The sequence below is a fragment of the Vibrio gallaecicus genome, assembly GCF_024347495.1.
Taxonomy (GTDB): Bacteria; Pseudomonadota; Gammaproteobacteria; order Enterobacterales; family Vibrionaceae; genus Vibrio; species Vibrio gallaecicus.
Genome location: NZ_AP025490.1, coordinates 1,388,874 through 1,409,399 on the forward strand (window position 1 = coordinate 1,388,874; position 20,526 = coordinate 1,409,399).

At 40.9% G+C, this 20,526-nt stretch carries 14 protein-coding genes; 6 read left to right on the top strand and 8 right to left on the bottom strand.

The window, feature by feature from the left end:
* The first annotated feature begins 399 nt into the window (after positions 1-399).
* Positions 400-2,448: a TonB-dependent receptor gene (locus tag OCU78_RS06140; RefSeq protein ID WP_137372662.1), complete on the top strand. Its 2,049-nt coding sequence runs from the start codon at positions 400-402 to the stop codon at positions 2,446-2,448.
* Between the two features lie 242 nt (positions 2,449-2,690).
* Positions 2,691-3,029, top strand: coding sequence for a cytosolic protein (locus OCU78_RS06145; RefSeq protein WP_137372663.1), 339 nt, complete (start codon positions 2,691-2,693; stop codon positions 3,027-3,029).
* A 377-nt stretch (positions 3,030-3,406) separates the two neighbouring features.
* Here the strand turns inward: OCU78_RS06145 and OCU78_RS06150 are convergent, their stop codons facing one another.
* The gene (locus OCU78_RS06150) at positions 3,407-5,227 is read right to left on the bottom strand and encodes a hypothetical protein (RefSeq protein ID WP_137372664.1); all 1,821 of its coding nucleotides are present in this window, start codon (positions 5,225-5,227) and stop codon (positions 3,407-3,409) included.
* Between the two features lie 407 nt (positions 5,228-5,634).
* Here OCU78_RS06150 and OCU78_RS06155 point away from each other — a divergent pair, with 407 nt between their 5' ends.
* Both OCU78_RS06155 and ihfA read left to right on the top strand, forming a co-directional pair.
* Positions 5,635-7,803: a diguanylate cyclase domain-containing protein gene (locus tag OCU78_RS06155; protein ID WP_137372665.1), complete on the top strand. Its 2,169-nt coding sequence runs from the start codon at positions 5,635-5,637 to the stop codon at positions 7,801-7,803.
* Positions 7,804-8,212: 409 nt separating this feature from the next.
* The gene (gene ihfA, locus OCU78_RS06160; protein ID WP_137372666.1) at positions 8,213-8,509 is read left to right on the top strand and encodes an integration host factor subunit alpha; all 297 of its coding nucleotides are present in this window, start codon (positions 8,213-8,215) and stop codon (positions 8,507-8,509) included.
* Between the two features lie 242 nt (positions 8,510-8,751).
* Here ihfA and OCU78_RS06165 read toward each other — a convergent pair whose 3' ends face one another.
* Positions 8,752-9,525: a RelA/SpoT domain-containing protein gene (locus tag OCU78_RS06165; protein ID WP_137372667.1), complete on the bottom strand. Its 774-nt coding sequence runs from the start codon at positions 9,523-9,525 to the stop codon at positions 8,752-8,754.
* Positions 9,526-9,836: 311 nt separating this feature from the next.
* Between OCU78_RS06165 and OCU78_RS06170 the strand changes: the two genes are divergently transcribed.
* The gene (locus tag OCU78_RS06170) at positions 9,837-10,487 is read left to right on the top strand and encodes a thiopurine S-methyltransferase (protein ID WP_137372668.1); all 651 of its coding nucleotides are present in this window, start codon (positions 9,837-9,839) and stop codon (positions 10,485-10,487) included.
* Between the two features lie 123 nt (positions 10,488-10,610).
* Here OCU78_RS06170 and purT read toward each other — a convergent pair whose 3' ends face one another.
* The 6 genes from purT to OCU78_RS06200 form a co-directional block, all read right to left on the bottom strand.
* On the bottom strand, positions 10,611-11,786 hold the full coding sequence (gene purT, locus OCU78_RS06175; protein WP_137372669.1) for a formate-dependent phosphoribosylglycinamide formyltransferase: 1,176 nt from the start codon (positions 11,784-11,786) through the stop codon (positions 10,611-10,613).
* Between the two features lie 172 nt (positions 11,787-11,958).
* Positions 11,959-12,846: a cytidine deaminase gene (gene cdd / locus OCU78_RS06180; protein WP_137372670.1), complete on the bottom strand. Its 888-nt coding sequence runs from the start codon at positions 12,844-12,846 to the stop codon at positions 11,959-11,961.
* Between the two features lie 419 nt (positions 12,847-13,265).
* The gene (locus tag OCU78_RS06185) at positions 13,266-13,961 is read right to left on the bottom strand and encodes an LrgB family protein (RefSeq protein ID WP_137372805.1); all 696 of its coding nucleotides are present in this window, start codon (positions 13,959-13,961) and stop codon (positions 13,266-13,268) included.
* Between the two features lie 2 nt (positions 13,962-13,963).
* Positions 13,964-14,341 (bottom strand): CidA/LrgA family protein, encoded by a 378-nt coding sequence (locus tag OCU78_RS06190; protein ID WP_137372671.1) that lies wholly within the window; start codon positions 14,339-14,341, stop codon positions 13,964-13,966.
* A 41-nt stretch (positions 14,342-14,382) separates the two neighbouring features.
* On the bottom strand, positions 14,383-15,807 hold the full coding sequence (gene sbcB, locus OCU78_RS06195) for an exodeoxyribonuclease I (RefSeq protein ID WP_137372672.1): 1,425 nt from the start codon (positions 15,805-15,807) through the stop codon (positions 14,383-14,385).
* Between the two features lie 384 nt (positions 15,808-16,191).
* Positions 16,192-17,880 carry an NAD-dependent malic enzyme gene (locus tag OCU78_RS06200; RefSeq protein ID WP_137372673.1) on the bottom strand — a complete coding sequence of 563 codons (1,689 nt, stop codon included), beginning with the start codon at positions 17,878-17,880 and terminating at the stop codon, positions 16,192-16,194.
* Between the two features lie 184 nt (positions 17,881-18,064).
* Between OCU78_RS06200 and OCU78_RS06205 the strand changes: the two genes are divergently transcribed.
* Positions 18,065-20,437, top strand: coding sequence for a helicase-related protein (locus OCU78_RS06205; protein ID WP_137372674.1), 2,373 nt, complete (start codon positions 18,065-18,067; stop codon positions 20,435-20,437).
* Positions 20,438-20,526: the final 89 nt, after the last annotated feature.

A 20,526-nucleotide genomic window follows, 5' to 3' on the forward strand; every position in this document is an offset into this window, starting at 1 on the left:
TCTTCAGCATTCGACTCAGTAAAATTTTCGCGTAACTCTTTATCGTATTGACCTCCAACAACCCAATTCGTTTGTTCGTTCGAAAAGCACAAATTCAGAAGTATGTGCTTACAACCCTTAGTAAGATACGTCTGCAAATGAGAATTGTTATCAAAAATTGAATCCAAATAACAAGATAACTAAACCGTACAAATCAGAGACATGTGCTACTAAAAGTAAGCCAGCACTTCGGCTAAATACTTATTTAGAACATGGTCTTATTACTATTGCCACGTGATAAACGTGTCGGAAAGTTAACAAGCAGTGCGAAGCCGTACCCCAACGAACTTTAAACCGAGGTAATGCAAGCCAAAGTAGCTTGTTATACGGCGACCAGAAAAAATCTAGGAGAATGACCAAATGGAATTAGTGCCTATAGAGCGCTTAGCGAAAAGCCAGTCAAGCAGATACCCACTCAGTACTATTGCTGCATCAATTGCAGTTGTCTGCTTTGGTATGCAAGCAGGACTTGCCGCTGCCGAAGAAGAGACCAAAGACGCTATAGTACCTACTATCGTGGTATACGGTGACAAATCCGAGCGTGCTCTCCAAGAAACCAGCGCAAGTGTTGTTGTTTATGACCAAGATTCAATGGAGGAAAAGGGCATTAATACGACTCAGGACTTACTGAGAATGAGCCCAAACATTGTTGATACTGGCTATGGAAACCAGATTGCGACGGTGCGAGGAGTTGATGGCTCTGGACCTGGCGTGGGTGCTGCAGCTTTTATTTCAGGTTCAAAGCCTAGGCTAAATGTCTCTTTAGATGGACGATCGCTGACCTACAATGAACTCGCCTATGGGCAAAATTCAATGTGGGATATGCAGCAGGCAGAGGTTTATCTTGGTCCACAAAGCTATATACAAGGTCGAAACTCCATTGCCGGAACAGTAGTTTTGAAATCTAACGCCCCTATTTTTGAGCGTCAATTTTCAGTTAAAGGTGGTTTGGGAAACAATAGCCTCCAACAGACCGCCATCGTATATAACGATGTTCTGGTGGATGATCAGGTCGCATTTCGTATTAGTGCTGATAGGCAGTATCAAGAAAGTTCTGTAGCGCTGGTTAGCTATGAACCTGCGGGGGATTCCAAAGAAATTGAGTCAAACGTCATTCGAGCTAAGTTACTTATCGAACCTGGTAAAATACCGGATCTATCTTCGACGCTTAGCATTTCACATAATGACCATCGTGCTCCGCAGGGTGAGTATGAGCCTGACGATTCACAGTTTGCCCCATTCCCTTCGAAACGTCCGGTGTCTGAAGGACATTCGAATAGCTATGTATGGGATCTAACCTACGCTGCGACATCTAATATCGAGTTGGCATTTAACACCAACTATACTGATTTCGAAATCGAACGTATTGTTCCGACAGGTGATAGATTCACCGCAGAAATTCAAGGTAAGGAATACCATATTGAGCCAACCATTAGATATGTCTCTGATTCGGAGCAACTGGATCTTTTAGCTGGGGTAAGATATTTCAGTAATAGCCAAGATGATTTTATTGATGGCATGGGTTCCTATGAGGATGAAACTAAGACCCAATCTGCTTACTTGCAAGCCATTTATAACCTAACCCCAAGCTTGGTACTAACGGCGGTCGGTCGTTATGAAAGTGAGAAACGCTTTAGGCAGGGGGGGAGCGGGCCGTTTGCTCTAGAGCTTGATAAGACCTATAACGATTTCTTACCTAAGTTAGCCTTGGCGTGGCACTCAGACAAAAACAACACCTTTGGTGTGAGTGCAGCAAAAGGATTTGGCTCAGGTGGTGCCGGCGTTGATTTCATTGCAGGGTCAACGTACATGTTCGACAAAGAATCTGTTTGGAACTACGAAATATTTACTCGTCATCGCTTAATGGATCAAAGCCTGCAGCTGACGACAAATGTGTTCTATAACGACTACGACAATTTGCAACAGTTAACTGGCGCAGAGATCTCGAACTTGGATGATGCAAAGTCTTATGGTGCAGAAGCCACAATCGATTGGTATGCAACACAAGACTTGAGTGTCTTCGCTAATATGGGTCTATTGAAAACTGAACTTAGCGATAGTACCCAGAATATCTATGAAGGCAAAGAGTTTGCTCGTGCTCCTGGGTTTACTGGTGCTGCAGGGCTGAACTATTGGCTAAGTAATTTTGAGTTCAATGGTAACGTTCAGTACGTTGGAGATTATTACTCAACGACAGACAATAACGAAGTAGGAAAGATCTCTGGCTATACCACTGTCAATACATCTATTGCTTATGTATTCGATTATGGCCATGCCAAACTATTTGCGAATAACTTGTTCGATTCAAACGACGTTATACTTTACGAAGCTCGAGGAGAGGTATATACCGCATCCCCACTTCTACAAAAAGCGCGCACAGTGGGCTTATTGGTGCAGCTTGACTTCTAAATCCTAAGCACAGGTCAGCATTGATGATGCTGGCCTTTTTGGGAGCACAGAGCTACTAACAGATCTACATTGTGGTTGTGAACGACTCGTTTTATCCATTAGTGCGACAATACTTTCATTAAATAGAAGTGATCTAAGACTTAAACTCTGACCTTTAGCTGCTCAATCTCTACTACGTTATGTCGCTGATAGTGATAGAATCTCCGCATCAAAATTATCGAGAAACTAGGTATTTATAAACAATGTTTATCCATCATGCTAACGGCATTGACTGGCTGGTGATTACAGCTTTTGAAGAACTGAAAAGTATGTTTATCGAAGAAGCAGGTACAATTCCATCTTGCTTCTCTACCATTAGTGAATTGAGCCTGATTGATCAAGCCAAGCGTGCTTACGGATATTTGCCCACATTCAGCGGCATAATCACCGATACTGGCACCTATCAAAGAAAGGGTAATGAAGAAGATTTGAACCCACAGCTTGCCTGCCTAGTTGAGGGGCGTGGTAGGGTGTTTATCTATCATGGCGGCTTTGTGGCTTTTGTGGATGACGAACAAACGTTCATTACCCGAATGGACTGAACATAATTCAGCAACTTGAAATGGGTAAATTGGCGAATTGGTATTCATTCTTGGCAGCATGAATACCGTAGAACTAGGTCCAACAGCTAAGTACGGTGATCATTTATTTCATGGTGATGAGAAAATTTCGTATGGCATAAAAAGGGGCGAAGAGAAGGCAGTTATCGGAAAAACAACGGGACTCAGTTATTTTAGTTGGGCATTACATGGCTGGTGGTATTATCGCTAAACCCGTCAAATTTTTTGAAGAAGACCTCCCTAGTGCGAGGTCTTCTTTTTGTTATAAGCTTAGCTATCTCAGTGTCTGTTCCAGCTATATATCTAGAGCTTCAATATATAGCTAGAGTTCCAATAAATAGTTAACCTTGCAATAAGAGCTAGTGTTGCAATATTGAGGTGTGTGTCGTTCCGTTTACCGTAGCATTAGCAACGATATTTAGCTTACCGTCAGCGCCATAAAATACAAACTTAGGCACGGTGGTGTAAGTGTTACTTCCTATTGTGGTATTCGGAAGAGTAATTGTTTCTGACAGATTCAAATGGTTTGAAGTCAACACCATTACCTTGTTACTTTGACCTTCAAGAGAGTAAGCAATTTTGGTGCTATCGTGTGATTCGTCCAGAGTCTGAATTGTAGAAGAGTAAGGCCATGAGCTGAGTTCTGGCAAAGTGATTTTTCCTGCGTAAGTCATATCAAGCCCAGCATTACTTGACGCGTTCAATCTCACTCCACACTGCGTGTAGATGAATGTACCAGTATGGTTAAACCAGAAATTATCACAGAAACTGTAATCACCATGGTAAGGGGAATCGACAGGGCTTGCTGGGTTCTCCGGGTCAGAAATGTCCGTTTTTGCGACATCTTCAGGGCTAATATTCGTATCTAAACTGTAGAAAGCTTGGCTGTTAGGGCTGATTTTGAGTACTGTTTTTTCGTAGTACCCCCAGTCACTTCTAGACACTACAGAGCCGCTATCAAGGTTAATGACTTGTAGGTCAACCCATTGATCCGTTTTTGGTAAAGTCCAAACGTAACTACCATTAGTAGTTAAATCAAAAATATCATGAGAATGGTAGATATTCGATACTTGAGTATCTATTGGCGAAGAGGCGTTGTATTCAAGTGTCGTTATCATCGCGTCATGGCCGACAACAAAGCGATTAGTACCATTGCTGTTATCAACAGTGACGGCTGATGGCGATCTATGAAGATCGATCTCATAAGCTGTAGCATCGTTCAGACTATAAAAGTAGATCGCGTTCTTTGGACTATCAGATACAACAGCAATTACATTTAATGCATCGGAATAAATCGCATCGACAGTGTTGTGGGTCGGTGCATTATCAAAGTCGATAACGGAAATGCTTGGTGTTGTTGGAGTGCCTCCATCAGGGTTTGGATTCGGATTTGGATTCGGATCAGGGTTTGGTGAAGTGTTATTGATCTTGTAGCTAACAGGAACGGTTAATGGGCTGCCTTCAATCGGATAGTTACAATTATAGTCGTAACACACATCTACATTAAGAGTGGCGCTAAATGAGCCAAAGCCAACTACTGATGGCGTTTCTAAGCTCATATTAAGCCCGATATTAGAGGGACTAATGAAAGGGGTAACGGATGTAATAAATGAACTATTGGATCGAGCTTCTACACGAAGGTTTTGTAGGTCAGAACCTGAAAGGTTGATGGCATCAGATACATTCTGGTATACGTTTACATCAGTGAGTTCTGCTACTGTTTCAATTTTAGGAACGGCAAGTTCCACTTTATGATCCAGTGTCACTTTGTTGGTTAAAGTGATGGCGACTGGCGAACCAGAATAGTGTTGGCTACAGTATTCATCGTGACAAATTGCAAACTGAGCTGTTGTAGATTTTGTCCCGTTACCAACTTCATAACCAGGTTTTAAGTATACGCTGACGTGACCCGTTGCATTGTTATTGATGTTGTATTCAACACGAGATATCAAATTCCCACTGTCATTCATGATCCCATAGTAGAGGTTATCCCCTGCGTTATAGTTTACGCTGAAAGGGATGTTTACAGAGGGTTGTTCAAACGCGCCAGATTCCATTTGATAGCTGGTTTGTGCAACATTAACTGCAGTAGTTGATGAACCGCCACCTCCACCACCGCACCCAACTAAAGCTAACATAGATAATGCTGGCGTCATCTGATAAAACTTATTCCATATCATATAATTACATCCAATTTATAATACCTAAAATATTGATGAATTTAATCATATTGGTGCAACTGCATGCAATGCATCTTCTAGTGGTTTATGTCGCATTTCTTGCATAATATTAATGACTTATGTCGTTAATATCGATATTCAGAATTGAAAACTGAAGTGAGTCGTTTCACTGGTAAATTGAACTTATAAAAATGAAAGTTTTCGCCTTTAACATAAAGCTTTTACGAAGCATTCAGCGGGTAATAGTTGGCTAAAATTAAAGCTCTAAAAATATTGTTAGAGGAAAATAATTCGTATTCGTGAATGAATTTTTACTCATTTAGGTTGGTTGAATAGGATTGTAGTTATTCAAATGACTTTTCGGTATGCTGTGTTTAATAATGTAGCAACTTTTATAGCGTGAAAATATGGGTACACTTACGGATCCAGTTTCAAATTCTACGACAGCCGATCTTGAAGCAATTTCATTACTGACACAGCTTCATGGTGACAAAAGCTCAGAGGCGATAGATTTCGCACGTAGCCGATTAATGCAGATAAGTAGTATACATAGCGTAGAGTTAGAGCCTTATTACACTCAGTACCTAAATGCGGTGGACGCGTTTGGGCAGGGTGATTTCACTTTAGCGGCTTTGTATTTTCAAGATTTTATTAACCATAAAGAAGTGGATGTTCCGATATCACTGGTCTCCTACGCCAGTATCTATCTTGGAAGCATTTTTGCATCACAAGGCGATTTCTATCGTGCTTTGCCTTATTTTACTAAGGCTGAAATGGACACTCGCGCCACAGATCATCAGTTAGGGTTATTTTTAAATCTTAATATAGGCAGTGTATATATCAGCCTTGGTGACTATGCAAAAGCATTAGAATACAGTGAAAGTGCCATTGAGCATGGTGCGTGTGTGAATAACCCAGTGAATACCAGCCTAGCTCTATCTAACCTTGCTATTTCTTTAGCGAACACTGGTAACCTTAAAAAAGCTTTAGACACAATAGAAGCCGCGGCTGAACTCTCTGTAAAGGAGGCGTTTATGCAGGGCTATGCACTGAGTAAATTTTATCAAGCGCTTATTCTTTCGTTAATGGAGAAAACACGAGATGCTTTTGATACGTATAAAGCCGCTTTTGAATTGATAACAGCCCATGCAGATACCTACCTAAGAATTGAGTTTTATAGCCGGTATGCTCAGTTTTTGCTTGAATGCGGACATGTCGAATTTACCATAACGTTTTGTAAAAAAGCGCTTAAATCAAACGGTATTAATGGCAATAAACAAATCAAAATCTCTCTCTTAAACACGCTAGCTGATTGCTACAAGAAAATCGAAGATGCCACATCAGAAAACGAAATATTAAGGCAGTCTTGCGCGCTATACAAAGAGCTTGCCGATGATTGGAAAAATAAAGAAGTGAGCCATGCTAATTCTATTCTTAACCATGCAAGGGTAGAAAATGAAGTCACTAACTCAGAGCTGTTCACCAGGCATTTATCTCATTTAAATGAATTAGGGCAGTTGATAGCGAATACAGAAGATAAACCCCAAGACATGCTGAGGCTATTTGAAAGTATTGGGGAGCTTATTCCATGCAGCGCATTTAGCCTTGCCTTGTATAGAAAAGATCGCAATGTACTCGACTATAAATATCTTTTGGAAGAAGGGGTTTTTCAGCAAGGGTTTGAAGTTGAGTGTGAAAATGTGTCTAGGATTGGTATTTATGCATTAAAGCATAATGCAACGGTTGTATTGGATACATCCAGTGATACGGAAATTGGACAATATCTTGATGTGTCTTGTTCGCCTAAAGGTACTTGGGTTAATGGGGACTTAGAAGACTCTGGAACTTCAGTGATTTGTACACCTGTTGCGTTTAATGGGGAAATCTTAGGGGTAATAAGTATTCAAAAAAATCAAAGTTATTCTTATCAAGATTTTCATGTTCAAGTAGCAAGTCAGTTAGCCAATTATATTGCGGTTTCACTGAAGAATCTTTACCAGCATCAAGAGCTTGAAGATAACCGCCTATATATGGAGCAAATTTATCATACCGATCATCTTACAGGGCTAAAAAACCGCTTTGCACTTAAACCCTATTTAGAGAGCCTTAGCAAAACGTTTGGCGCTGGAGTAGAAATGTCCACACTATTACTTGATGTGGATTATCTCAAAGCATTCAATAACCAATATGGTATGACTTCAGGGGATGATTTGTTGGTGACATTTGCGAATATTTTACGGCACGTGGCGAAAGGAAAAGGTGAGGTGTTTAGAATTGGGGGAGATGAATTTGCAGTAGTCTTACCGTCTTCTGGCCCTGGCTTAGGCATAGCCGTCGCTCATGAAATTAAATCACACTTGAAGCTCAGCGCGATTAAACATAGAGGCGTAGAAGACGATGCTGTTGCCACTGGCGGCAGGGATACGTTAGTCACATGTACCATAGGCGTTATGGACTCACCCTTTGCCGGTAATACCGCTCAGTTTGAACAAAGCATATTGGTGGGAGAAAGAGCGCTCATCAAAGCAAAGAAAAACCAACGAAACAGGTTACTACGCTATTCTTATTCAAATTAATCTCCTTTGAATATGATATTTGTTGCTAGATATTATGGTATCTAGCGGGCTGTTGTTGAGAATAATGTTAAATCAAGTTGCTGATTTAAATGAATATAACTCTTTTCGTTTAAATAATAACAAAATAATTAGTTCGGACTAATAATCTAAATTATCAGTTGAAAGCAGTTTTTTGGACTGCTCTTTTGAGTGTGAATAGTGTTTTTTTGGTTAAAAATGAAGTTTTATAATGCTCTTATCTAACTGATTTGACAGATTAATTGCCCCAAATAAATAAAAAGTTGGCGAAAATCATAAGCTTGGCATACACTTTCCTTGTAAACACCTATATCTTATTGATTGGATAGGGTAAATGCTTTGGCGCTACTGCATTAGTAGCAATGTTTAACATAGCTTTGAGGAAAGTTTTATGGCACTCACGAAGGCCGATTTGGCTGAGAACCTGTTTGAAAAACTGGGATACAGCAAGCGGGATGCCAAGGAAACGGTTGAAGTGTTTTTCGAAGAAGTTCGTAAAGCACTCGAAAATGGCGAACAGGTAAAACTATCGGGTTTTGGTAACTTTGATCTAAGAGAGAAGAGTGAAAGACCTGGACGTAATCCGAAGACTGGTGAAGACATTCCAATTTCTGCTCGACGTGTTGTTACGTTTAGACCCGGACAAAAATTGAAAGCTCGAGTCGAAGACATAAAAATCGAGAAGTAAGCCAAGTAATAGACCACGCCAAAGCGTGGTCTTTTTGTATCTAAAGCCTGTCAAATCGATATCGTTGGTCGATAAAGGTAAATTGAATTTTTGTATCTAATAAAAAGCTCCCTTATCGCACTTGATATCAAAGGCGAATAAGGAAGCTTGTATGATGTTGGTTATTCAACTACCTAACTACTTAATTATCTAACTAAAAAGTAGATAGCAGGTAAAGTTTTAAATTACCCTGTATATCTAGCTTAAGCAGCCTTGATATGAGTAGTTATATAAGGTTGCCACGCCTGTTGATACAGTTCTAATGATTGACGTCTCAAGCTAGTAATCTGCGCAGCTTCAATATCATTCACATTTCTTTTTTCAGCAATGGCATTTCTTTCGATTCCCTGAATGATTTCATAAAGGTCATGTTCTGGACCACTTTTAACATCAGCAATGGCTTTAAGGTGAAGTTGCACTTCAGCCACAATGTTGGTTTTAGGTAATCGAACTAGTAGGTTTAAATCACGGTAGCCAGAGTCTGCTGGTGTTTTAAATTTGTTTTTAACTTTCACAACGTCTGCTTCACGGCTTAACGCTTCATAGACTTCAACTAAGCTTTCGACATCATTAGCCACAATGGTGGCACGAGCTAAATCCGTTATTTTTGAAACGTCGCCATTTAGCTCTAGTTCAATTTTTTCTTTTGCACGATTATCAGATTTAACGCCAGCGAATAGGGCATCTGACTGAGTAAGTAACGCAGTACTCTTACAGATGGTCTCTAATTCAGCTTGCGCTTGGTGTGCTTTCGAATAAAGAATATCGAAGTCAGTATAAGGTTGAGTTGGTTTTGAATCGAATGCGCGGATACCGTAAAGCCCACTTAAACTATGACGAAATACTTTTGAAGATATTTGATTTTGTGCCGGTGCACGAGATTGCTCAGCTGAGCTCGTTGATACAGTTGCTGCGAATGCAGGCGCTCTACTTAATACTAAAAGCATTAAAGCAGTGGTGCGGAGAAATAGACTCATTCAAACTCCAGAATACACGGTTACTAAAAGGAATACTTAAAGGTTGCAACCAAATATAAATTAAGAGAAAAATGCTCTACTAAAAACTATATGGGGTGAGTTTTAGTAGAAACCAACCATAACGTCTTATAAATAATCAAAATGTGAACTGGTAGCCAAAGTCATAATTAGAACAAGGAGTAAGCCACGGTTAAACCGATGTATCACTATTAGAAACGTCGAGTTTTGGTGCCGTTTCGTGGCGTTAAGTTACTTGCTCTTACCTTGCTATCCTGTACCCTTGCATTATGACAACTCAATATGAATGAAAGATGAATAATCCTGATTTTTGGCACAATAAGTGGGCTGCAAACCAAATTGGTTTCCACCTAGAAGATGTAAACCCATTATTGCTTAAGTTTTGGCAACACACCTCTCCAAGCTATGACAAGAAAGTGCTGGTGCCTTTATGTGGAAAAAGTGAAGACTTAATATGGCTAGCTTCTAAGCATGAAGAAGTACAAGGTGTTGAATTAAGCCAAATTGCGGTACGTTCATTTTTTGCTGAACATTTTTATACACCAACGGTCACTAAGATCAGTGGGCAGCATGAGTTGTACCAATTTGATGAGTTAAGCATTTATATGGGGGACTTTTTTAGTGCTCCAGTAGAACCCGTTGATATTATTTATGACCGCGCATCCCTAGTGGCATTGCCTAGCGAAATGCGTGTGCAATATGCAGAAAGGTTGAAACAATTGCTGAAGCCTGGCGGTAAGATTTTATTGGTCACTCTAAATTACATACAGAGTGAGATGTCAGGTCCCCCGTTTAGCGTGCCTGAACAAGAAATTGAGCAGCTATTCAGTGGGTTTAAACTGACTAGATTGAACCAAGATATTGCTGGATCAGATCACCCTAAGATTGCCAAAAAAGGGCTGACTCGATTCTCGGAAGAAGTGTATCTTCTTGAAGACATCTAATTCGTATTAGATAGGCTTCATAAATGAAAAAGACAGGTAGTGGCCTGTCTTTTTTTATTCATCAAGAACTCGTTAAATAAATAGCTAAGTTAAGAAATAGCTGAGTCAAAAGTTAACCATTAGTTAGTAGATAACTTTGATCTTGCTTGCACTTTCAACTGCGTCTTCAATTGCAGTTTCAACTGTCTTACGGCGTGTAAGCGCCACACCTAAGCGTCTGCGGCCATTGATGTCCGGCTTACCGAATAAGCGAACTTGTGTTTGAGGGAATGCTAGCGCTTTATTTAACCCTTCATAACGGATGTTCTCTGACGAACCTTGCCCTAGAACGACTGCTGAAGCACATGGACCATACTGTGTTATCGAGTTGATAGGCATGCCAGTGAAAGCACGAACATGTAAGGCAAATTCTGATGAGTCTTGCGATAGAAGCGTTACTAAGCCAGTGTCATGTGGACGCGGGGAAACTTCGTTAAAGATAACATGGTCACCTTTGATGAAAAGCTCTACACCGAATATACCAAACCCGCCTAAGGCATTAACTACTTGTTCAGCAGTAAATTGTGCGGCTTTTAAAGCGTTGTCTGACATGACTTGCGGCTGCCATGATTCACGGTAGTCGCCATCTTCTTGACGATGGCCGATTGGTGCACAGAAATGCACGCCATCCACAGCTCGAATGGTTAATAAGGTAATCTCGTAATCGAAGTCAATGAAGCCTTCAACAATTACTCGTCCAGCGCCAGTACGACCACCTTCTTGTGCATAATCCCAAGCTGTTTGAATATCAGCTTCAGTTTTTATAACACTCTGACCTTTACCTGAAGAGCTCATAACTGGTTTGACTACACAAGGCAGACCAACGAACTCTACAGCAGAAGAGAAGTCATCAAAATTATCAGCAAAGCGATATGGAGAAGTGCTAAGCGATAATTCTTCAGCAGCCAGTCTACGGATACCTTCACGGTTCATTGTTAGCTTCGTTGCATTTGCAGTTGGAACGACATTGAGTCCTTTAGACTCAAGCTCAACAAGTTTATCCGTTGCGATTGCTTCAATTTCAGGTACTACATAATCTGGCTTTTCTTGCTCAATGATGGCTTCTAACGCTTCTCCATCTAGCATATCAAAGACGTGACTACGGTGAGCAACTTGCATTGCCGGTGCGTTTGCGTAGCGATCACAAGCAATCACTTCTAAACCTAAACGTTGGCATTCTATTGCCACTTCTTTACCAAGTTCACCAGAACCAAGTAAAAGGACACGAGTTGCATTTTGACTAGTTGCTGAACCAAACATGTATATTCCTTCCGAACTGTATAGCTGATAAGTAATTTAAGAACGGGGTGATGATACTGTTTTAAATGTCAAAAGCAATCGTTTGCCTGTTGGTTTTCGCGACTTTTAGAGAATAAAAAAGCCACCAACTGAATTAGTGGTGGCTTGTTAACTTCTTGTTGAATCTATGTATTTAGATTGCTAGGTAAGATACTGGAATGTCAGGATTTATTGTTTCAAGTGTTGACTGTGTATCTGCTAGGTGACTAATAGAGCCTTCGTTCATTTCAACCAGTACCGCGCATTCAATTTGGTCGAATTCGAAGCCAGCTAATCTTAACTGAATAAGTGCTACTTGAAGAGGTGGTAGGCTAGGGTTGAAAGCAGCATTTTCAGCATATGAACCTGTGAAAACTTCGCCGGTAATTAGTTTTAATGCTACGCCGCTGAGGTTCTTTGTATAAGGTGCATGGCTGCGGTTTAGAGCATGTAATGCACTAGTGACAAGCGAGTCATTGTCTTCACATGAAAATGCATGGTCTAGCTTACTCATTAAACCTGTTGTGATACCAAGATCTGCAGGACCAAATGAGTCTGGCAAGTAATCTTCTAGAGATTTTTCGTCACGTTCAGGAAGCTGAATCTTAAGTTCTTTCGCGGTGGTCAGTTCATTCATAAACTGGCGACAGTGACCGCAAGGGCTGAAGTTGATAGTGATATCAGAGATGCCTTCTTCCCCTTTCATCCATGCGTGGCTGATACCAGATTGTTCAGCATGAACTGTTTGACCGAGTTGTGCGCCAGAAATTTCAAGGTTAGCACCGAAGTATAAACGACCTGAAAGTCCGCGGACTAATGAGCCAACATAAAAGTTAGAAATAGGCGCGTATGAATAAGCCGCTGCTAAGGGGAGTAGTGCAACACGAAGTTCATTATCTTCTAACCCGCTGGCTGAAAGCAATTCTTGATATTGTTCTTTACTAAAAGTGGCATCAAAACCTTCAGCTAACACAATGTCACTGAGAAGAGCTTTAATTGTTTGAGGAGCATTTTCTAGCGCCAGAGTGATACGACTTGTCATGTGTAATCCTTAATTAATCTTAGGTTTTAATTCTAGATCATCACAGGGATTTATCTGTGATAAAGATCACCATTCAAATGTGCATGTTACATGTTGTTTCACAATTAGAGTGAGGTCACAAATGCAATCGATTTCAATATGCAAATAACTCATTAGTTAAATAAATGTTAGGTAGAAAAGGTTATATTTTTTGTGATAGTTGGGGGGGAGAAAGTAAAAGTTGGGTGAGTTCTGCTATAAAAACACCTGAATACACTCTATAAAATCATTCAGGTATCGCTAAATTAGTTCAGATTAGGGGGGGGGATAATATTGCAAACTATCAATACTGCAATGATTAAGCTTCCCAATGACGAAGTCCGCCAATGAGAAGCAGGAATTATTATGTGTCGTAATAATTTAATGAGGAAAAGTAATCGTTAGACCGCTAATTCAAAAAAGGCATAGACCCAAACCACTGCAGAGAAGATCGTTGGTGCAATGATTGAAGTGATCACGCCGCACAGTACTAAAGCAAGCGAACTGAAGGCCGCATCTTGTGGCGCCTTTTCTGCACTGGCTGCAGTCCCTAACGCATGGGAAATGGTTCCCATGGTAAGACCTCGTGCTATGGGACTTTTTATTCCTATTAAATTATAAATAGGGTAGGCAAAAATTGCACCGAACAAGCCCACTATCAATACTAAAATAGCCGCAATTGCAGCTTCTCCACCCAGGTGGCTGGATATTTCCATAGCAATAGGTGTGGTAACAGACTTACCAAGTAAACTGGCGACTAGGCTTAATTCTGCATGGAATAATGTTGCGATAGTGGCTGCCGTAATCATAGACATGATACTGCCGATCGTGCATGCAAGCGTTATGATTCGCCAATTAGCTCTGATCTGTGGAAGCTGTTCATATAAAGGATAAGCTAAGGCAACCACAGCGGGTTGAAGCATATAATTTATCCAAGAGTTGTCGGCATAATAGCGCTCGAACGGTACTTTTAGATAAGTAAGAATAGGGATCAAGATCGCGAGGCAGATCAGTAATGGGTTACAGAAAGGTGAATTAACTTTTCTGCTTACCCATCTAGCGAACATAAATACGATGACAGTGACAATTAACCACATACTCAATCCCTTCTTGTAAGTAAGTGATCAAGAAACAGCGCTAAGGAAACTAATACGATTAATGAACCACCTACAGCACTGGCTAAAATAGGCAATGCATTGTTAATCAGCATATCAATATGTTCCATTAGCCCAACACTGATTGGTACGAAAAGGAGTACCATAAATCGAATGATTATATTGGCTCCTGATTTAACCCATTTAGAAGGTAGTAACCCGCTCGCCATTGCCGCGAATAGCAATAGCATTCCGAAGATACTTCCAGGTATAGAAGTATCTAAAAATTGTTGGATGGCATTTCCTGCAGTTAAAGATCCAATAATGAGTACGAAAGATATTAAGCAGTAAATGATATCAATGAGCTTACTTTTTACATCCATAAATGTGGATAGAGCCTTTGTGGTTTGGAATGGTCAGAGTGCTAGCTAACAAGCTTTTCAACATATTGGTAAACAGATTTGAGAATCGCCATTTTCTTCTCATCACTCTCATGTTCATGAGCTAGATTTTCAAGATTTAGCATGTACTCCTCAATTCGTGTTTCATAAAAATCACGACAGTGGTTAGCCCAGCGTTGTTGCTCATTCTCATTGAGAGTTAATGGGAAGTGCCTTGCACGATAACGAAATAGCAGAGGTTCAATGCGAGCATCATTGAAGCTGATATCAAGTGCCGCGAGATTGTTTGGATCGGTTTCACGAATGATATCCATGGCTGCCTTGTCTGCAGGAGAAAAGAAACCGTCGTATAAGTGAGTATCGACATCGTCACTTTTTTCATAGTCCCTGTCGACTGTATACAAGCCTATCAGCTTCTCTCTTATTTCTGGGTTGTCTTTAATAATGGCTAGATTTTTTAAGCATTGTTGTCTGTCAATGCCGATTGTTTCGGCATTATTAGCCGTCAAAGTTTTAGCAGGGGCAATCACTGGGCATTTGTTTAAGTGAACCAACTTGATTGGAACTGGCAGTTCATCTTCTGATAATTCACTGCGTTTCGTGTAAAGCCTTTCACGTAGAGCATCAGAATCCAGTTCAAGCAGTGGAGATGGATCTTTTGCAAGATCAACCACAATAACCGCATTCTTGTTCACCGGATGCCAAGCAACAGGTACGACCCAGCTAGTGTAGTTGCAATCACGGCCAAACATGCCCGAAACGTGCATTAATGGTGTCATGTTTACAATATCAATCAGCTCATTTACTTTACGCTTGTGTCGCATGTTGTATAAGTAATCGTACATCTTAGGTTGAGCCGTTTTTAACTTTTTAGCGAGCTCAATGGTTGCGATTACGTCAGCCATGGCATCGTGAGCATTTTCATGTTCAATACCATTAGCTTTAGAGAGATGCTCAAGTTTAAAGCTTGGGTAACCTTCTTCATTTTCTGGCCACACAATACCACCCGGTCGAAGCGCATGGACAGCACGCATAACATCAAGCAAATCCCAACGAGAATTACCGTTCTGCCAGCTCCACGCGTAAGGGTCGATAAAGTTTCGGTAACAAGTATAGCGAGTCACTTCATCATCAAACCGAATGCTGTTATAGCCAAGGCTAGTGGTATTAGGTTTGGCGAGCTCTGCGTGTATTTGTGCGATGAACTCAGGCTCAGGAAGACCTTGCGTAGCAGCTTTTTGCGGAGTAATTCTTGTGATTAACGCCGCTTCAGGAGCAGGGAGATAATCAGAAGGTGGCTGACAATAAATCACCAATGGCTCACCGATGATATTAAAATCTTGGTCGGTACGTACACCAGCAAATTGGCTTGGGCGATCTTTAGCTGGGCTAGTTCCCCAAGTTTCATAATCGAAAAAGAAGTATGTCGGCTGGTTATCTGAGCTCATTGAGTATCCTGAACAGTAAATGTGGATTTACTGTGACTGAAGGTTAGTTTTGCTAAGTATCTGATAGTATGCGGCAGCGGTGCAAGGGTGATTCTTAATAAATTTAAGAAAAATGCCCGTCTTCTAGCCCGCTTCTGTGATTTATGGTTATTTAAAAAGCGCTCCGGTATGTGAGTCAAATAGAGAGTTAGTTGAAAAGCGCACTCTATTTTAGATATTAAAAAGCCCAATCATTCGTTTACAAAGAGTAAGTAATGATTGGGCTGTGATATTGAAGCACTAACAATATTAATTACTATCAATAATAAGTAATAACTACAGTCGAGCACTCTTATCCGTTTGATTAGTGATCACTTAAATGAGCTTAGTAATCAATCTGTTAGATTAAAACGCAGTTCGCTTGTAACGGCGGTAAACTGGTTGCCAGAAGTGCTGATCAATCGCTTGTTGTAACGCTTCATCGGTAATCTCTAAAGCAACGCCTTGCTCAATTGCTTTTTTGCCTACAGCAAATGCAATTTTCTTCGAAACAAGGTGAATTTCTTCTAATGGTGGAAGAAGCGCGCCACTACCGTTAATTGCAAGTGGTGAGCATGTTGCTAACGCACGACTTGATTCCATCAGCATTTCATCAGTGATTCGAGATGCGTTTACTGCTAGCACACCTAAACCAATACCAGGGAAGATGTAGCTGTTATTACACTGCGCAATAGGGTAAGTCGTACCATTATGAACAACTGGTTCAAACGGGCTACCTGTTGCTACTAATGCTTGTCCATCAGTCCAACGGATGATGTCGTTCGGTGTTGCTTCAACACGGCTCGTTGGGTTAGATAGAGGGAACACGATAGGGCGTTCGCAATGCTTATGCATCTCTTGAATGACTTCTTTACTGAATAAGCCTGGCGCACCAGAAACACCCACTAAAACGGTTGGTTTAGCATGGCGCATAACATCAAGCAGTGAGAAGCCGGTACCTTCACTTTCCCAATCTTTAGTATTGGCATTGCTTTGTACAAGACGCTGTTGGAAATCAAGCAGGTTTTGCATGCCTTCTTGTAGTAAGCCCCAACGGTCAACCATATAAACTTGAGAGCGTGCTTGTTGGTCACTGATACCTTCAGATACCATTTGAGCAATGATAGCTTCAGCAATACCACAACCTGCAGAACCTGCACCTAAGAAAGTCACGCGTTGATCAGAAAGTTGACTGCCCGCGGCTTTACACGCAGCAAGTAAAGAACCCACAGTAACAGCTGCTGTACCTTGAATATCATCGTTGAAACAACAGATGCGATCTTTGTAACGCTCAAGCAGTGGCATTGCATTCTTTTGTGCGAAATCTTCGAACTGAACTAATGCATCTGGCCAGCGACGTTGCACGGCTTGAATAAATTCTTCAACAAACGCATCGTAATCAGCACCTGTGATACGAGGGTGACGCCAGCCCATGTACATTGGGTCAGCAAGACGCTGAGGGTTGTTTGTACCAACATCTAACACAATTGGTAGCATGTAGGCTGGGCTAATACCGCCACAAGCCGTATACAAAGCTAACTTACCAATTGGAATCCCCATTCCGCCAATGCCTTGGTCTCCCAAACCAAGAATACGTTCGCCATCCGTGACCACAATAACTTTTACATTATGGTTCGTTGCATTGTTAAGAAGGTCATCGATACGCTCACGGTTCGGGTATGAAATAAACAAACCACGACCACGACGGTAGATGTTAGAAAAGTTTTCACAGGCTGCGCCAACGGTTGGCGTGTAAATGATAGGCATCATTTCAGAAATGTGATTTTGAACTAAACGATAAAAAAGTGTTTCATTCGTATCTTGGATGTTTCTTAAGTAGATATGTTTATCCATATCATTTTCAAAGCTGAGATATTGCTTATATGCACGTTCAACTTGCTCTTGAATTGTCTCGGTTGTTTCTGGTAACAAACCTTCAAGGTTAAAAGAGCTGCGTTCTTCTGCCGAGAATGCACTGCCTTTGTTAAGAAGTGGAGTACTTAATAAAGCAGGACCTGCATAAGGAATATAAAGAGGGCGTTTATCGTTGTTCATTGGGTGCCTAATGTGGGAGAAAGAAAACCGAAAAATGATAACGGTTTAGTTATTCAATTGTAAACAACTTCTACGTATTTCAACATGAGAAAATGGCATTCTCGTTCACTCGCCACACTTATCGAAATTCATTAAGAGAATTCGGTATACTCTGCTCACATTTTTCAAGCTTCGCATTCCATTTATGTCTGAATTACCTATTGATGAACACAAGTCCACTTTCACTCAGTTAATACAAAATAATCACTTGGTGGTAGAGGCTGAGACGGGTTCAGGCAAATCCACTCGTTTGCCTATATGGGCTGCAGAACACGGTCGAGTTCTTGTTGTTGAACCCAGGCGAATTGCGTGTACTTCACTTGCTACTTATCTTGCTGAGCAATCAGGTTGCGCTTTAGGTGAAAAAATTGGTTACGCTATTAAATTAGAGGCTCAATTTTCACCAGATACTGAAGTGGTATTTGTGACGCCTGGTGTGGCATTACGCTGGCTTGCTGACGATGGATTAAAGCACTTTGACATAGTGATGGTGGATGAGTTTCATGAACGTCGATGGGATATCGATTTGCTGGTGGCACTATTAAAAGAGAATAAAAGCCATCGATTGATTGTTACTTCAGCGACAATAGAAGGTGAAAAGCTTGCCGCCTATATTGATGGACAACGAATACAATGTGCAGGTCGTGTATTTGAGGTGTCATACCAATATAGAGCAAGAGACTCGCGACATTTACCAGACATACGTTCGATTGAGCAAAATGTACAAGCTGAGGTTGAAAGACAAATAGAGCATACCACTGGAGATATTTTAGTCTTTCTGCCAGGAAGGAAAGAAATCACCCAGTGTGCTCAGATGCTGGAGAAACTCAACGATCGACAACTCTACGATTTGCTCATTGTAAAGCTGCATGCTTCCGTCAGTGATGAAGAAAAGCACACGGCGCTTACCGTGAATGAGAAAAGAAAGATTATTTTAGCCACTAATGTCGCGGAAACATCCCTAACGATTCCGAATGTCGGGGTAGTGATTGATTCAGGTCTAGAAAGAAGGACCGTACAAAGGAATGGACGCACAGCGTTGAGCCTTAAAGCCATTTCTAAAGCGAGTGCAAAACAGAGAGCGGGTCGAGCGGGACGTATGATGAATGGTTTATGTATTCGTCTTTATGGTGAACATGCCGCTCTGGAATTAATGACTCCACCAGAGCTTCAGCGTGAAGAGCTAATAGAACCCATGCTTACTGCTGCAGCTTGTGGTAACCCGCTACAAAAATTGAACTTCCTAAACCCCTTACCTGAGCGTTCAGTAGAACAAGCCAAGCAGGCATTGTTGCTGATGGAGGCGGTAGATCATGAAGGAAAGATAACTGAGCATGGTTTAAAAATTGCACCGCTACCCATTGATGCGTTGTATGCCGATATTGTTACTCGAATCAGTGAAAAGTCTCTAAAAGAAGCCATGATAGACTTAACCGCTGCGTTATCTGTTCCGGCAAATTTGTATCAGTTACCTTCAAATAGTGAAGCATTGCAAGAATTGGCTTTGGTAGAGAAAAACGGCTGCGATATGAGTCTATTGATTGGTTTAGTTCGTGGAGGTACGTACCCACATATCCAAATAGATACCAATGCGTTAAATGAAGCAAAAGGCTTAGCAAAGCAGATGCGTGAGGTTTTTGAATTACCTCAAATTGAAGCTGCCTCTAGATACCAGCGCCAGCTACTATTAAAAGAGATTATGGAATTACATCCTGAGCTAGTGTTTGTTCGAAGAGCTAAAAGAAAAGAAGCTTTCTCAAATGAAATATTGGAAGTCTTACTTGGTCGCCAAAGCCGATTACCAAATGCTTCAGAAGCGATGCTTGTCTTTGATACACATAGCTTACCGGGGCGAGGAGTTAAACAAACCCTCACACTCGCTACTGTCACCGCTCCGCTACCACTTTCATTACTTAGTGAAGCTGAAATAGGTCAGTGGCATCAGGGAGGTACTATTGTAGAAAGCAATACAGTACATACAGAAATGTCGCTTATGTATGCCGGAAAAATAATCGCGACGAGATTACTTGAAGCGGAAGGCGAGCTTTCATTAAAGCCGATCATTGAATTGGTGAACCAAGATCTGCTCCTGCCTGGTTTAGCAAAGCTGAGAAGGCAAGAAATCAAATATTGGCAACTTTATGTGGCTTTAGGTTTGAGTGAAGCAGTTAAAAATACTGACGAGGTACAAGGCTTAACATTTGATAATTGGTTAGTCGAACAACTCAATTTATTAGGGGTTGAATCTCCTGAAGACTTAAGTTTATTTTCAAAAGAAGATATTTTGTTCGATGGCATTCCTTATTGGGAATATGAAGATTTCACTCAAAAGTATCCTTTCGATTTATGCTTGGGTGATCTTCAACTCTCGGTAGAATACTTAGTAAGTAAAAAGCTGGTTTATGTTATTCATAAAAGTGGTATAAGGAAAACGCTTCCTAAGCGGTGGGAATTACCAACGTGGAAAGGGTGGAGAATTCAGTATAAGAAAGCGAGTAAAATAGTTGATATCAAATAGTCGTTTAGTTTTTGCTGTGAAATATTAAACAAATAATGTTAGATATGATTATTCCGTACACAGTTTGTTACAGCCTTGCTTTTTATATG